General features: G+C 70.0%; 1 protein-coding gene (only partly in view). It reads right to left on the bottom strand.

Every position in this 17467-nt window falls within one protein-coding gene, locus tag AC3EO7_RS05565, for a hypothetical protein (RefSeq protein WP_435590596.1), read on the bottom strand. The gene is 45003 nt long; 10803 of those nucleotides lie to the left of the window and 16733 to its right, leaving coding positions 16734–34200 in view — codons 5578 (partial) to 11400 (complete); the first complete codon in reading order (the gene reads right to left) occupies positions 17464–17466. The start codon and the stop codon both lie outside this window.

The following is a 17467-nucleotide window of genomic DNA, read 5'->3' as shown; positions in this document are numbered from 1 at the left end:
CACGGCATCGAAATGCGCGTCCGCAAGCGCATCTCGCTGGGCACGCGCTCGCTCGAGATCCGCGCGTGCTCGGTTCACCGCGGCGTCGCGCTCGCCCGGCTGTCGTGGTGCGCCGCTCTCGCTGGGCTGGCCGTCCGCGCCACCTGGATCCCGCTGCGCGCCACCAGCATCGCGCTGTCCGGCGCGGCCATCTGGAGCCTGCTGCGCACCCACGTCCGCCGGTCGCAACGGGCTCGAACCGACCGCGACCGGCCCGTTCGCTCCGAAATCTGTGCGATGCCAGATGATTCGGCCGTCGGCCCATTCTTCGATCCGTAGGTGGCGGACGACGACGTCCGGCCGCCCGAGAGCCAACCGCAGGTGGGGGTGGTCGACGGCAAGCCGGGCGCGCACATCGGTCGGCACGTCCCTGCCGACGACCACGATCACCACCGGATCGGACGGCACGATACCGACTCGGTCATCGATCCGGCGTGCGCCCGCCTCGGCAAGCACCTGCCGCTGGATCGCCCTCGCGAGCGCCCGATCCACCGCGGTCAACCGCTGCTCGGCCGCGTTGTAGCGCACGGCCGCGTCCCGCAGCGCACGGGTCCGCGCCGACTGCTCGGCGAGTTCCGTGACCGGCAGGGTCCGGCCCTCCAGCCGTTCGACCATGGCGTCGATGGCCGCGTCATCGGTCAGTTCCGTCTCGTCGACCGGCAGCCCGCGCATGGCCTCGGCCCGCCGCGACCGCGCGTCGTCCCGCTCCCGCAGCGCGGTCTCTCGCTGGGCATCGATCCGCTCCACCACGCGACGCGACCGCTCGGCCTGCGACATCGCCGGTCGACCGCGCCGCGCGGCCTCGAGCTGCTGCTCGATGCGCGCCAGCTCGGCACGCGCCGCGTCGTACCGGTGCGCCGCGGCCTGCCATTCGCCCAGCTGGGCAGGCGATTGGGTCTCCGCGTTCGGGGTGCGCACCCCGGTCACCTCGGCGTCCACGCCCGCGGTCGGTTCCGCTTCGCTCTGCCCGCGCCTGCCGTTGACGACGTCCAGCACCGCACGGGCGGCGCTGACCCGGACCAGAGCGGCGGCCCGTCGGGCTGTCAGGTCGGCGAGCTCGTCGCGACGCGCAGGGCGCGGGGCGCGCGTGCCCTCGTCACCGAAGGCGGTGTTGCGTGCCGCCGTCAGTTGTGCGGTGAGGCGCGCCAGTTCGTCACGCGCCGCGAGGTATCTGCGTGCCGCCGACTCCAGCTCGTTCAGCTGAGCTTCCCAGCGCTCCGTGGCCGCACCGACCGGTCTTGTCCTGTCCCGCCGCTCGTGCAGGGTCTCGTCCAGGTTGTCGGTGAGGTCCGCCTCGCCGAACCGGTGGGGTCGATTCGCCTCGGCGCGCTCGGCACGCGCCGCGTCCAGCTCCAGGACCGCGGCCGCGTGATCGGCTTCCAATCGCTCGATCACCTCGGCCCGGCGCAGCGGTCGCCCTGACGCCTCGGCCTCCGCGCTCAGCTCGCGGTACGCGGCACTGGTTCGCATCAGCTCGCCATCGATGCGCGCCAGCTCGGCTCGAGCGTCCCGGAACCTGGTCGCGGTCGTCTCCCGGCCCGGGTGGCCGCTGTCGATCGCGTCGTGCGCGGCCTCGGCCGCGTCCAGTTCCTGCGCCGTGGCGGCGCGCTGCGCGGTCAACCGGTCGATCAGTGCGGGTCGCTGTTCGGCTTCGGCCAGTTCGAGCAGCCGGTTGTTCATCGCGGTCAGCTCGGCGATACCACGCGCGCGGGCAACGACTTCCGCGCGCAACGCGGCCTGCACCTCGGCGAGCTCGGCAGGTGTGAGCCGTTCCTCTTGGTCGATCCTGCCGTCGCGGAAGACCTCATACACCTCCGCCCAGCGCTTGGCGTCGGCCGCGGTCAGGTCGACACCGACGGTCAGCGCCCAGTCGCGGCTCGGTGCGGCATGCCCGCTTACGGAGACCTCGTCCGGCCCGAAGTCGCCGACCCGGTCCAGCACATCGATGAGCGTGTCGACATCGTCGACGACGTCGAGCAGGTGCTGGACCGCACGCTCGTGCACGGGGAATTCGGTATCGCCGACGCGGGGATCGACCGCTTCGGCGCCGCGGGTGACCGGGTCGTACCGATCCGAACCGTTGATGGTCCGGTAGAACTCGGTGAGCGCGTCGACGAGGTTCTCCCGTTCGGAGGGTCGGCGCATCAAGTGCCGAATCGCGCGATTCAGCCGTTTCGCGTCCAGACTGGACGGGTCCGGCCGGTACTCGAGCTCGTCGTTCTTGCGATTGCGGGAGAACAGATCCTTGGGGAACCTGCCCCTGCGCCTGCCGACCCCAAGACGCTCGGCCAACTGATCCCGTGCGGCCTCGGCCACCGCTTTGTCGTCGGCCCTGGCCACCTTCCAGTACGCGATCAGGTCCTGCACGGCCTGATACCTGCGCGCGGAGCCCAGATCCGGATCGGTCAGCGCCCGCGCCATCGCCTCCGGTGTCATCGCGGCGGGATCGATATCGATCCGGGTCGCCAGCTGCCAACGCGCGTCGGTGTGGTTGTTGAAGTCGTCGATGTCCCAGGCCGTGCGGGCGTAGTCGATGACCGCCTCGATCTGGCTCGCGCGCACCGCATTGTCCAGCCGCAGCACACGCAGCCGTTCGGCGAGCGCCGCCGCGGAACCGCGCTCGGATTCCGGGATGTCGAGCGCGGCGGCGAGATCGTCACGGGCGGTAACGATCTCGCTGCGGCTCGGTGCGGGGCGCTGCTGCGACGCCGCGCCGGAATCGGCGGGTTCCGGCAGCACCGGACGCCACCCGCCCTGGCCGTCGTCGATCAAGGTCAGGTCGAGCAGGCGGCCGTCGATCTCCTGACGGAGGTGCACGATCCGTCCGGGATCGGCGTCGGTGAGATGGAAGGTGCCATCGGGTTCCAGTGTGGCCGTCCGGAAGACCGGCTCGACCAAGCCGGCATTGACCGCCTCGGCGAGATCCGCGTAGTCCCGCAGCGCCCGGCCGAGCACGGCCTCGTGGTCACCGTGGCCGTCGATGACGACCATCCGCGGCGGACCGCCGGGGTCGCCCGGCAGCAGCGCGACACCATCGATGTCCGGGAGGAGGAAACCAAGGTCGTCGATGATCGACGAGCGCAGAGCCAGATCCGACATCAGCCCGGTCAGTTCCTGGACCTCGGCGTCGGCGCGCAGGAATTGGCGCACGCGGGACTGGAAGTCGGCGACATCGGTGCCGTAGGCGCGAATCCGGTTCGCCGCGTCGATCATCGTGAGCCGAGGAAGCGCACCGAGGTCGACGATGTCGACGTCGAGCAGCTGAGCCCAGACCGCCCGTTCGTCGCGGATCTGATCGCGGTTCAGCGCGTCCGCGAAGTAGCGAGCGATGCCCTCGTTGCGACCCGGCTCGTCGGCGTCGTAGAGCTCACCCCACAGCGGGAACGCGTCACCGTTGGCGATGCGAACCACGCGCAGCCAGCTGGGGTCCCCGCCGTTGGCCTCCATGACCTCGATCAACAGGCGGGTCATCGGATCGGTGTCGAAGAAGCTGACTTCGCGACCGAATCGGATGCGCTGGTTCTCGACCTGGTAGTTCGCCTCGGCGATGGAGAGGCCGACGAACGCGCCGATGCGCCTGGCCTGCTGGTACCGCAGCACCCGCAGCGCGTCCTGAACGGCTTCGGAGGTTTCCTCGTTCAGGTCGACCTCGAGCCGATCGGCCGTGTCGGCCAGCCAGTCGAACGCTGCGCTCCGGCGGCGGGCGGCGTCGATCAGGTCACCGAAGAGATCGCCGAATACGCCGTCGACGCCCGGCGGCACGCCATCGGGGAACGGTTCGGAGCGCGCGGTGGCCGAGGCGTTCTCAGCCCGCCGATCCGCCCGCTGCTGTTCGCGCTCGCGTTGCTGGCGCGCAATCTCCTCGGCGAATTCGCGCCCGAATTCCCGATGCAGCAGGGAAGGCAGCGCCTCGTCGATCGAGGGCAGATAGTCCTCGCCGGTGCGCCTGCGCACGGGCGGCACGTCACCGGTCTGGTCCGGGGTACGGCTGGTCAAACGCCGAAGGAAAGGCAACAGTTCGCGGTTGCGCCGCAGTTCTTCGAAGACCAGACCCAAACGCATCGGGTTGAACTTCATCCCGAGCTGTTCGCCGTGCGCACCGTGACTGGTCAGCGGCAGCCCCGCGAAGTGCCCGAGCAGCGCTTGGCCCGCGGTGTCCTGGGACGACAGCGAAGGATGCTTCGGAATGACGGCGTGACCTTGGACCACGGCCGAGTTACTCACGAGTGGCCACTTCGCCCCTGGCTGGGCGGTCGCGGGCGGTTCCTGGGTCTCCGGCTCTGCGGGCAGGTTGCCGGACTCGTCCGGATCCGCTTGCGGCTGCGGATGTTCCGGTCGCCAACCGTCCCGGCCCTCGGCAACCAAGCGGAGTGGGATCTGCTGGCCATCCCACTCGATGACGATCGCGCGCGGCCCGTCAGCGGACCGATCCGGCCTGCCGCCCTCCGACCGAGCGCCGCCGTTCTGCGCGGGATCGGGCTGCTGCGTCTCCTGTTCCGGCGACCTCGACCCGTCGCCCGCCGGGCGCGGGTCTCCAGTCGGTTCCGCCGCAGGCACCGGCGCGCCCGACGATTCCGGCACACCACTCTCGGAGCTCGGCTGCCCTGCTTGTTCAGCCTGCGCCGAACTCGACTGCTCCCCAATAATTCTCGAAGTTTCCGCCGCACCGTCCCGCGTGCCCTGCTGGACGGGCGGAGCGGATGGCTCGGTGGGCACCCGGCGGGCGGCACCCGAGGAATCGGAATCCGGCGTCGGCTCCGGCCGCGCCGACCTGCCCGCGCCATCACCGTCCTCGTCCGGACCCGATGCATTATCGGCATTCTGATCAGGCTGCGGCGCAGCGCCTTCCGCGCCATCACCGGTCGGCTCATCGGGATCCGGCATCGGCACCGGCGGCTCCTGCGGCGGCTTCTTCCCACCCCCATCGGCGGCGGACTCCGGCACCGCCACGGCATCGCCGTCCTCGGCCCTTCCTCTGCCGAACCGTTCTCTGATCCGCTGTCGCATCGGCTTCTTGGGCTGCGGCCGCTCGCCGGATTCCGGTCGTGGGGTCGCCTCGGCCGGTCCGTCCGCTGGCGAGGGACCCGCCAGCTGATCGCGTGCCGCGGCGACGAAGTCGGGATCGAAGGTGACCGAATTCAGGTCGACGTGCGGCGCTGGGTCGAGATATTGCGGCGGCATACCGATGCGAGCTCGCGCCTCCTCGACCAGGATCCGATGCAGCACGCGCGCGGGCTCGCTGGCGCGTACGCCGTTGCGTTCCACGTCGAGGAAGGCGTCGCCGAGCGCTTCCGCGGGATCGAAGCGGCCGTCCTCGTCGAAGCTGTAGCCGCTGAGTTGGTGGAGCCAGCTACGGAATCCGTCGGCGTCGGGCTGCGGTCGAGTGGCCGCGTAGTGCTGGCGCAGCGCGTCCATCGCGCGGTGCTGGGCGCGCCGCTCACCGGCGTTGTCCAGCGCATGGCCGAGCTCGTGGACAATCGCCGAGTACACGACGCGGTCGGCCCCGACGGGCCATTCACCATTGCGCAGTACTTTTTCGGCGAATCGCGCCAGCTCCGACGCATCCGTCGCATAGCGCTGGTTGATCGTGATCCACTCCGAGTTGAGGTAGAACCCGCGCCGTCTGGCTTCCGGCGAGAAGTCCCTGCCGATGCCAGGAACCGTCTCCCCGACAATTTTCGGGTCGGACCTCGGACCGCGCAACGGGCCGAAAGCGAAGTTCCTCAGGTCGATCTCGGGATACTTCGACAGCATCTCGTCCAGCGCCCGTGCCGCCTCCCTGGCGGTCTCGATATCGAGTCCGTCCAGGTCGAAGCCCTCGATCCCGAGCCCGTGACGTGCACGCAGCACCGCCGCGATCCGATCGCGGTCATCGATACGCGACCATTCGTCATCGATTCGAACCGGGCCCGGCTCGGCGGCCGACGGTACGGCGCGGTCGGAGTCCAGCGATTCGGAGCGGGGTAGCCCGCGTCCGGTCACCGAATTGGACTGGGGTACGGCAGCTTCGGAGGATTCCTCGCCGGTCGTCGGCGCATCTCCCGGCGCACGGTGGCCTCCGGTCTCGACGGGCGAGCCCGCGTCGGGGACCACGGTGGCACGGATCAACCAGTGACCGTCGTTGCCGAGGCTGTGCACCGAGTCGACACGCCAGTTCAGGCCGCGGCCGAGCATCACGACCGGCACCGGCATGCCGGACGGCAGGAAACGGTTCATGAACAGGGCGGGCGTGCCCGCGGGGACGGTCAGCTCGAGGTGGAAGCGGCCGCCGTCGACCGGCTGTGTCTCGCCGAGCGCAACCTGCGGGAACTCCGCGATCCGGTGCAGCGAACCAACCACGTCGCCGGTCATGTCCAGCGGATTCTCGGGCCGGACGTAGGTCATCACCGCGGTGTCGGGAAGGCGGAGGCGGGTGAGGACGTCGTCGAGAATGTCCACGGCCGCGGCCAGTTCGGGCGTGAGCTCCGCGTCACCGCGCAAGGCGGCGTCGATCGCGGCGCGGAATCGGCTGCCGTCGGCGCTCAACGAAGCGATGCGTTCCAGCACCGCGCGCTCGTGCGGGGCGAGCGCGTCGACCACCGCGTCCCAGTTCTCGAAGCCGTACCGCAGGCGTGCACCGAACTGCGGGTTGTCGATCTCGTAGCGGTCCCCGGAGGTTTCGGCGCTGCCGTCCCGTTCGGGGTCGACCGCCTCGTCCCGCTGCTCGTCACGGCGGATCGGCCGTGTGGGTTCGTCCTGCTGCACGGGCGGTTCACCCTGCGGATCCACTGGTCGCCCGTGTGCGTCGCGCTCGACGTTCTCGGCGCCGCGGCGGAGATCGATGGTCGGGTCGTCACCGATGGCACCGGCCGGACCCTGTTTCGTGTCACCGTCGTCCGGCGGCACACCGTTGTCCGAAGGGTCGCCGTCCGGATCATCCGCACCAACCGGACTCGGAAGCTCCACCGTCGCGACATCGTCCGGTGACGGTCCCGGCGGCAGCTGGCCGGGGTTGTGGGATGGCAGCGGTGGACGGTTCGGCCCGGAATCGGGTCCGGGGCCCGGCGGCAACGGAGCGGGACCGTCGTCATCGGTATCCGGCCGCGGCGGCAGCGGAGCGTCTTTGGGCAGCGGGGCGGGCGCGTACCTGATGCCCTTGCGCCAGGCGGTCAACGGCGGCCGCACCGAATCCCAGTCGAAGCCGATGCGGACGGCGTACTGGTTGGCGTCGCGCCAGGACGCATAGTCGTTGGTGCGCAGGAAGTTCGACTCCGCCAAGGCGTCCTGCAGCATGAGCACGTCTTCGGCCGTCGCCTCGTCGCCGATCAACCGGAGCCAGGCCTCGGCCACGTCGGCGACGGCGTCCAGGCGCATGCGCGCGGGCGACCCGTCGATGGGCAGCGCCCGCCGGTACTCGGCCGCCATGTAGTGGTGCTTGATCTGCGCGATCTGCTCGCGGCTGAACGCCGGGACGGAGTTGTCCAAGCGCACCGCGACCTCGGCGGCGATCGCGGCCCGGTCCGGCTCGAGACCGAGCAGCGCCTCACGGATGTCGTCGACCAATCTGGCCGCGTCACCGGGCTGTTCACTGCGCAGTGTTCCGGTCAGGTCCGCGACGATGGCGCTGAGGTCCGGGCCAGGGTCGTCGGGGTTGCGCGTCGTCACCTCGCTGCGCGCCGACATGTAGTCCTCGACGACGCTCGCGATCCGATCCACGGTCTCCGCCGCACGCACCTCGCGCGCAGCGCCCTCGAACTCGGGGCGGGCGGCAAGATTGGCGGTGATGCGGTCGATGTCGCCATCGGAAGAACGGAACAGCCGATACTGCTCGGTGGCCCAGTTCTGCACCCGCTGCCACGCGCGCTGCTCGTCGGCCTGTCTCCTGTCGTAGCCCGCCAGCTCTCCGGGTGCATGCGCACGCTCGGCGCGCTCGGGCTCGCGCGCCATCGGCTGGACGTCGGCGCTCTTCTTCCGGAACCAGGGGTGTCCCTTGAAGCCGGGCGAGATCCGCCCCGGGTGCTCGGAGTCGTTGTACCAGGTGAAACCGAACAGCTTCGCCGGTTCCAAGCTCAACCGCATGAAGTGGTAGAAGACGTCGGCGAAGGGCAGCTCGTAGGTCTGGCCCGGGTAGATCGGATCGCCGCCCGGGATGGTGGGCAGCAGGCCCTTGTTGACGCCGGGTCCGTTGTCCACGAACGGATCCACCACCGACGCCTGGAACGGATTGGTCGCCCAACCGCTCACGCCCTCGGGCAGATCCCGCTCCTTGAACTCCTTCGGCGTGGTCGGGCCCTTGCGGTTGGTCGTCCACTCCGGGCGCTCCGGGTTGACCTCGTGCCAGGTCGTCGAATCCGGCTCACCGGACTGCCAGCGCACCCGGCGCAGGATCGGAGCGTCGTCGGGGCCGAGCGTCATGAATTCCCGCGAGGGCGAACGCAGCCGCCTGGTCGTCACCGGCTGATCGAGTTCGGCCACCAGTTCGCGGTACTCGATCGTCGTCTCCCGCGACAGCATCGCGCGCGCCACCCGCGAATCGCGATGGGTGGCCTCGAGCAGGGCGGCGTCATGGTCGGCACGTGGCGCGGCGAGCGTGCCGCGCGGTGCCATCACGATGATCCGCTGCGGGTCGCCATCGACGAACCCGACCCGGTCGGTGACCTGACGCGCGCCCTCCGCGGCGAGGAAATCGCGCCCCGCTCCCGCCAATTCGGCGATCCTGCCCTGAATGCGGGCGATGCGATTGTCGGCCTCGTTCACGCGCGTCGCGGCCTCGCGCAGCAAGTCGAGGTTGCGGTCGCGCTCGTCCATCAGGTCCACCCTGATGGTCCGACCGGCCACCTCCGCCAGCGCCTCGTCCAGCGCCTCCTCGGGCGACTTCTGCTGTGCGACGGCATTCGGGCCGAGATCGTCCTCGTTCACCCGCAAGCGTGCGGCGATATCGGCGCGCATCTGCCGCCACGGCTTGGACTCCAGCACCTCGCGGGCGCGCTCCCCGGCCAGGCGGTCGACTTCGGCGCGCACCTGCCGCGACAGCGGTTGCGGCTCCCCGATGCCGACCCGGCCGAGCGCGGCGATCCGGCGATCCACTTCCGCCAGCGCCGCCTGCACGCGGTTGTACCGCAACGCGGCATCGTGCAGCTTGAAAATCTGCTCGCGACGACGCGCGATCTCGCCGGGATCGAGCTGCTCGCGCGCCACATACCCGGCCTCTTCGCCGGTGCCGGCGATGTTCCTGGTTCCGCCGACACTCGCTTCCAGGTGTTCCAGGGTGCGCGCCAGATTGGACTGGTTCAGCGCCTGCGCGGCATCGCCGAACGGCAGCGGAAGATCACTGAACCGCGAATACCTGTCATCGCGCTTGGCGCGCCAGAATTCGCGTTCCCTGGCCAGCACGGCGCGTTCGCGCATCAGCTGCCGGTACACGCCCTCCGGTGTGTTCGACAGTTCGAGCTCGGCGATCTCCGCGTCGAGCTCGGCCACCGCCGCATTCGCCTCGTCGAACTCTCGCGCGGCCCGCGCCATGGCGTCGACGGACGACGCGTCCGATGCGTCGAGGGCCTCCGCACACGTCCGCCGGATGTCGTCCCGTTCCGCGCGAAGCGCCACAGCCTCGGCGCGCTCCGCACGCAGCCGATCCAGAGCCTCCTGGACCTCCGGCGGCAACGGAGCGGCCTCGGGCTGCCCGGCCTGCGCCTGCTCGCCTGGTTGCGCGGGCTGCGGCTGCTCACCCGGCCCTTCTACCTTCGACTGCTCGCCGGGCTGCTGTGATTCGGGGGCCGGTGCGCCACGGTGCTCCTGCTCCCCCTCGGCCTCCTCGTCTGCGGAATCCCTGCGGTGTTTCGCCTCGTAGGCGGGCTGCTCACCCGACTCATCCGCAGGCTGACCACGATGCCGCCCCGCACCATCACTCGATTCCAGCGTCCGAGGCTGTGCACCTTCGGATTCCGCTACGCCGGGCTGCGACGCACCATGCCTCGGCTCATGATCCTGCGCCTGCGACTCCGACTCGTCAGCAGGCTGACCACGATGCCGCCCCGCACCATCACTCGGATCCAGCGTCCGAGACTGCGCACTCTCGGATTCCGCGACATCGGACTGCGGCGCACGATGCTTCGGCTCGTAAGGCTGCGCCTGCTCCTGCGACTCGTCCGCAGGAAGACCACGGTGCTTCGGCTGGTACGCGTCGGGTCCGGCGTCGGACTCGTCCGCCGGGCGGCCGCGGTGCTTCGGTTCGGCCGTTTCGGGCTGCGAAACTCCTTGCTGCGGAGCAGCATGCTTCGGTTCGTAGGTTTCCGCCGGGGGCTGTGATTCCGCCGACTCACCACCGGACTGCTCAGCAACCCCCGATCGACTCATATCGACCGTCGGATCATCGTTCTCGGCATCAGGATTCGACGCAGACCCCGGCTCCGACTGCGGACCACCCGGCCACACCCTGGTCCGCGGATCCTCCCGCCGACCGAGATCGACCGTCGAATCATCCGCTTCGGCAACAGGACCCGACGACGACTGCTCACCACCTGGCCACACGGTGGTCCGCGGATCCTCCTGCCGCGGCTGCCCGAGCTGACGGTGAGCATCGCGCAGCGCCCGCTGGTATCGCTCCTCGGCCCGCTGACGCGGCGACCGGCCGCCCGTTCCGCGCTCCTCCGGTGCGGCGCCGGTCGGCCGGTCCGGGCCGAAGTCAGTGCGCCGGTGCGTAATTCGACCGTCGTCGAGGGTGGCGATCTCGATGTGGGTGACCACCACTCCCGGCCGCGCGAGCAGCGGGCGCAGCAGCGGGTACTCGGCCTCGAGCTGGGCGCGCACGTTCCCGGGCGTATGCCAGCCCACCACGACGATGCGCGGCGGCTCACCGGCCACGATACCGACGGTGTCGTCGATGCGACCCGCGCCCTCCTCGGCCAGCGCTTCGCGCTGCATGGCGCGGGCCAGCGCCTCGTCGAGCACCTCCACCTCGGACTCGGCGGCGAGGTAGCGCAGCGCGGCTCCGCGCAGTTCCTCGAGGCGTACGGCCTGCTCGGGATGCGCCCTCGTCAACCGGTCGATGGTGTTCGCCACCTGACCCGGGGCCGGGCCGAGCTCGTCGCGGGTGACCGGCAGGCCCGCCATCGCGGCGTCCCTTGCCGCGTCCGCCGCATTCAATTCCCGGACGGCGGCGGCATTCTCCGCCGCGAGCCGCTGGGTCACCCGGCGGGCGATCTCGACATCGGTCCTGCGCGAGGGTTCATCGGGATCGGGGGTCGGCGTCGGGGGCGGCCCCTGCGGGGGTACCCGGCCGCCGCCACCGTCGGCGGCGGGTTCCGGCCGCGTGGGTGCGCCCGAGCCCCCATCCCCGTGCGCGACCGTATCGTCGGCAGCGGAAGGCAGCGCGGCGGGCGGTTCGGTGGGACGGGTCGCGGCCAGCGCCGCGTCCACCCGCGCCAGCTCGGCGTCGGCGGCCTGCTGCCTGCGCGCGGCCGCGGCCAGATCGTCGAGCGCGGCGGCGCGCTCCTGCGGTTCGGTGGCGCGGTAGCGAGCCGTGGCCGCCTCGACCTCGGCACGGGCCGCGTCGAGTTGGCCGAGCGCGGCGCCACGCTCGCCGAGCAGTCGCGCGATCTCCAGCGGTCGACGCGCCTGCCGATCCAGTTCCGCGGCCCGATCGTTGAGCGCGGCCAGCATGTCGAGATCGGCGGCCCGCCCGTGTACCTCGGCGCGCAGTTCGGCCTGCACCTTCGCCAGTTGCCGCGGGGTGAGCCGTTCCTTCTGGTCGATCTTCCCGTCGCGATAGATCTCGTAGACCTTCTCGAAACGCTTGGCCTTGGCCGCTTTTTCCGCATCGGTATCGGACGGCTGAATCGGTTCGGGCAGATCGACGCCGACGGTCCTGGTGAAATCCGGGTTCGGCGTCGGCCGCGGATCGGGCGCGGAGTTGTTCGCGCCGAGCATGCCGAATCCGTCGAGCACCCGGGCGCCGCGCAGTGCCTCGGCCAGCGACGCGAGATCGCCGACCACGTCGAGCAGGTGCGCGACGGCCTTGTCGTGTACCGGGAATTCGACATCGGCCAGGCGGGGGTCCACCGCGTCCGCGCCGCGCGACACCGGATCGAACGGGTCGAGCCGATTGACAGTGCGGTAGTACTCGGTGAGCGCATCGATGAGGTTCTCGCGCTCGGCCGGTCTGCGCGCGAGCTTGGCGATCGCCTTGTTCAGCCGCTTCGGATCGGTGCCGGTCCGGTCGGGGCGGTACTTCTTCTCGTCGTTGCGGTAGTTGCGCGGGAAGAGATCCCGGGGGAAACGGCCGCGCCGCCTGCCCACCCCGAGCCGTTCGGCGAGCCGATCCCGCGCTGCGTCGACCACATCGGAATCGATGCCACGCATGAGCGTCGCGTAGGCGACGAGGTCCTCGACGGCCTGATGCCTGCGGGCCGAGCCGATCTTGTCCAGCACGAAAGCCTGGGCAAGCCGCTCGGGTGTCAACTGGCCGGGCTCGAGCTTCAGCCGGTCGGCCAGCTGCGCGCGGGCGTCGCCGATGGTGTGGAAGTCATCGATATCCCATGCGGTGCGGCCGTAGTCGATGAGCGCTTCGATCTGGCTGGCCCTGATCTTGTTCTCCGCGCGGATCTGTTCCATCCGGTCGGACAGCACCTGCGGGTTGTCGAGATCGGACTCCAGGACGCCCAGACGATGCGCGAGTTCCTTACGCGCGGCCTCGATTTCGGTGCGAGACAGCCCTTCCAGATCGGGCTTCGGCCGCGGGCCCTCTCCTTCGGTCGTCGGCGCCACCTCGACGACCGGGCGCCACTGTCCGTCCTCGTCGAGCAGGAAGGTCATGTCCAGCCTGCGACCGTCCACCAGCTCAGCGGCGTGCCGCACCCGCACGGGCTCGCTGTCATCGACCCGAATGGTGCCGTCGGGCGCGATCTCCGCTGCCCGGAACACCACGTCCACCTGACCGTCGTTGACGACCTCGGCGATATTCGGGAACGCGCGCAGCGCCGAGGCGAGCACATGGGCGTGGTCGAGGTGACCGTCGACCACCATCAGTCGGATCGGCCCGCCGTCGACACCGGGCAGCAGCCCGAGGCCGTCGGCATCCGGAATGAGGAAACCGCCGTCGGAGACGATCGAGGACCGCAGGGCCAGGTCGGTCACCAGCCTGGTGAGTTCATCGGCGTCGCCATCGGCATGCACGAATTCGTTGGCCAGTTCGGCGAATCGGGCGATGTCGTCGGTACGGGCGTACACGGTTGCGAGGGCGTCGGCGAGAGCGCCGCGCGGATGCGCGTCGAGATAGTGGAGGTCGACCTGCAGGAGCTGGGCCCAGACGGCGCGCTCGTCCTTGATCTGATCGCGGCGCAGCGCGTTCACGAAGTAGCCCGGCTTGCCCTGGTCGATGCCGGGCTGGTCGGTGTAGCTGAGATCGCCCCAGTCGCGACCGGGCTCACCGCCGTTGTTGACCCCCTGCCAGTCCAGCAGCGTCGTCGGCCGGTCGTAGGCGTGCACGATCTCGCGCAGGAAGCGCGTCATCGGGTCGTTGTCGAAGAAGCTGACTTCCTGGCTGAACGGGATGTGCCGGTTCTCCGAGTCGTAGCGCACGGCGGACTCGGCGAGCCCGGCGAGCGCACCGATCCGCCTGGCCTGCTGATACTGCAGGACTCGCACCGCGTGCAGGGCCGCTTCGCCGTCCAGGCCGGGATCGAGGCGAAGACCCATGTCACGGGCGGCTGCCACGAGCCGGTCCGCCAGCTCGCGGCGGCGGTCGGCGGCCCCCGCCAGCTCGTTCAGCAGATCGGCGAAGGTGCCGGTGGCTTCGGTGTTCGCCACCGGGATCTGCGGGTCGGGCTGCGGGAGCTCGTTGGTGGCAGCCTGCTGGGACTCGGGCGAACTCGCCTGCTGCGCCGCGCCGTCGCGCCGTCGCATCTCATCGATGCCGACACCGTGTTCCTTGCGCACCGCTTCGGCATCGGTGTCGTCGATCCAGGGCCGGTATTCGGTGCCGTCCATATCGCGGATCGGCTGGAATTCGGCGGCGCGGTCGGGAACGCGGCTGGTCAGGCGGTTCAGAATCGGGACGTACTCGCGGCTCTTCCACATCGTCGCGCCCTCTTTGAGGATGCGCGCCGGGTTGAACTTGATCTGGAGCACATCGCCGTGCCCGCTGTCCTTGGTGAGCGGCAGACCCACCGAGTACCCGAGCACCGATTGCCCGGCGCCGTCCAGGCTGGAGCCGGAGGGGTACTTCGGGTTGTAGCCCTGGAAACCGTCGCGGTAGGCGGTGTTCGCGAGGAACTTCGACTTGGGCTTGTCGATGGAGCCGGGCGGCTTCTGCGCCGCGTGCGGAGTCTCGACCTCCTTCGGGTTCGTCGCCTGCGGCGCGGTCTCCGATTCCTGTGCGGGCGAATTATCCTGGCGCAGTATTGGATTCCACGCGCCCGCGCCATTGTCGGTCAGATCCAGTCGGAAGGTCAGTCCCTCGAACTCGAACAGATGCTCGCGCCGGGCCGCCGGACGCGGCGCGGGATGTCCCTTGCCTTCGTTGGGCTCATCGGGCAACGGCGCGGGGGTGGGCGGCTGGTTCGGCGGCTTCCCCTGCCCACCATCGGCATTCGGGTCCATCGGGAACTCGGGCGCTTCGTAGCTCGCCGGTCCACCACGCTCGGGCCTGCCGTCGGGCCCGAGCCGGATGTCGTCGGCCTCGGCGCCGTCCCGCTCGACCCGATGTATCGCCGATTCGACTTCGGCGCTCGCCTTGCGACCGAACGGCAGTCGGCCCTTCATGCGGCCGAACATGCCCTTGGGCGGCGAGGTCTCGCCGAGATCGGCGGTTCCGTCGGTGAGCTTCTTAGCGATCCTTTCCGCCAGCCGGTCCGGGTTGGTATCGGTCATGCCCTGGAAATACTGGGCCAGCACGTCGGAGGCGAGGCCGTTCCGTGTCGGCGGCGGCACGCGCCAGCCGCCTTGGCCGTTGTTCTCGAGGTAGATCCACACCAGCACAGGGCCGAACGTCAGTTTCTTGCTGCGGAACCGCGGACTCGGTAGCGCATCGACCGGTTTCTGCGGCGGCTGCGGAATCTGGCGCGTGTGCAAGCGGTACGCCACCGCGGCGGGATCGGTCTCACGAAGGCGCGGATTGTTCTGCGCCGCACGGAATCCGATCTCCACCAGATCGTGCCGGAGTTCGGTCGGCCGCCAGGCCGTGCGGTTCTGCGCTCGGAATGCGAACCGGGTTTCCTGCTCGAGGTAGAACGCGTCCTCGCCCAACCGGAGGAACCAGTCGCCGAACCCCTCGTCGATCCTGCCGTCGGCCCGGAACGCCAGGTACTCCGAGAGCATCGACGCGACGGCGTTTTCCAGGGAGGGGCTGCGGAAGGGCCCCTCGACGATGTGGCGGAGAAGGTCGGTCGTCGACGGCTCGCCGGCGGGACCCGGCTCGACCTTCCGGTACCGAACACGGTGCCCGTCCCACAGGGCGTTCTGCAACGCAGGATCGTCGCGCCCCACCGCGCGCAGCGCGTCGAGGTGCCCGCCGTCGCGCGCGATCACCAGCAACTCGGGCGTGCTCGATTCCGGCTTGAACCGCAGCACGTTCGGGCTCAGCGGCTCACCATCGGGGCGCGAACGCAGTTCGTCCTCGATGACGCGCCGCACCAGATCGTCGGCGTCGGACTGGGCGATCGGGCCCGAATCCGCATCCGGCTGGGAGTCGACATCGGACTGGGAAACCGAGCTCGAATCCGCATCCGACTGAGCGTCGGCGTCGGACTGCGCAACCGGACTCGAATCCGCATCCGGCTGGGAGTCGACATCGGACTGGGATACCGAGCTCGAATCCGCATCCGGCTGAGCGTCGGCCGCGGTGTCGGACCTGAACGCGGGCAATCCCCAATGCAGTCTGCCTCGTTCGCCGGGATCGGCCGAGCGAGCGATGTCGAAGGTGACCTCGGCGTGCTCCGCGCCCACATTGTCGACGTATTTGCGGACAGCGGCGAGCCCGGCCTCCTCGGCGACCCACGCGGGCGGGCGGGCCTCGGGATCGCGTGACTGCCTGCGCTCGGCTTTGCGATACGCCTTGTCGTAGGCGTCGGTGTAGGCGGTTTCCGCCGCCCCGCGCGGGATGAATCGGCCGTCGGCCCGCATCTCGGGGAATCGCCGGATCTCGTCGGCGAGGGTGCGGCTGAGCCGGTCCCGTGCCTCCGCGCTGTCTCGATCGGGCGCGGGCACACCTTCTTCGGCGGAGGCGACATCGGCGTCCAGACCGCGGGCGCGATCCCACTCCGCCCCGGCGTACCGGCTCGGAGACAAACCGTCGATGCGGCCGCCCAGCGCATCGAGATTCGCACGGACCGCCCGCAAGCCGGCACGATATGCGGCCGCCCAGAGCATGTCGTAGCTGATCGCGTCGTTCTTGTAGAGGATCGGCGCGACGATCTTCGACGCGGCCGAGTACGCCTCGGCGAAAGCCCATTCCAGATCGTCTTCGATCAACCGCCCGTCCTCGCGCGGCCGCTTCGCACGGTAAGGCCGCGTGCCATCGTCGAGATCTCTCATACGGCGATGGTGGTATTCCATCGCGTACGCTTCGGCCAGTCGGTCCAAGGTCGCGGCGATGTACTCGTCGCGATGCCTCGTCAGCCGTTCCTGTTGCGCGTCGACACCGAGCGCGCGCTGTTCGGCCGCGACCGCCGCGCGGATCAGAGCACCGATCTGCCCGTGCTGCGAATCGCCGACCTGGATCACCGCGCTGTTGGTGAGCGGCTCGTAACCGAGTGACCGTGCGTCGTCGTCGGCATCCGGGCGACGGACCGAAAGAGCCAGATCGTCGGTGAATCGAATGCCAACACCGTGCCGCACCAGTGTTCGGAGGACCCACGGTGCGATTCGATCTGCTTGGCTGACAAGCTTTCCGACCAGAGAATCGTGGCGGCTGCGCGTCAACTGATCGAGGCCGGATCCGGCCGGGTCGTCGGGATAGGGTGAGGTGCCGTCGACCGCCGACTCGGGAGAGTCCGCCTGCTCGGGCCGCACGAACACCGAACCCGAGTCGTCGACCTGAATGCTCGGGCGGCGCACCGTCGTGCCGTCGGTGGTCCCCGGCCGCGGTATATCGCGGCCGACCGCGTCGGCGATCTCGCCCTCGAGCCGTGCCAGCTCACCGTCCAACCGCGCGTGCCACCGCGACAGGTCGACGAGCACGGCGTCGGCGATATCGAGGTCGGCGAGACCGGGCCGTCGGCTCGCGACGCGGCGCAATTCGGCGATGATCGCTTCCCGATCGGAACCGAGATCGACAGTGTCGGAAATCTGCAAACTCCGCCGGAGCCGCCCGGCGGTCCGATCGAAATCGAACCGAATCCGCGCCTGTTCCCGCCGGCTGTCCGCGTGCTCGCGGATCAAGCCCTCGACCTGACGCGCCGCGTCCGGAGTGGACGGCACATATCCGTCCGTACCATCCGGAATGACGTTGCGC

Source organism: Nocardia sp. bgisy118, assembly GCF_057708605.1.
The sequence above is the reverse complement of the archived record's forward strand: the minus strand, read 5'-3'. Positions and strand labels throughout refer to the sequence as shown.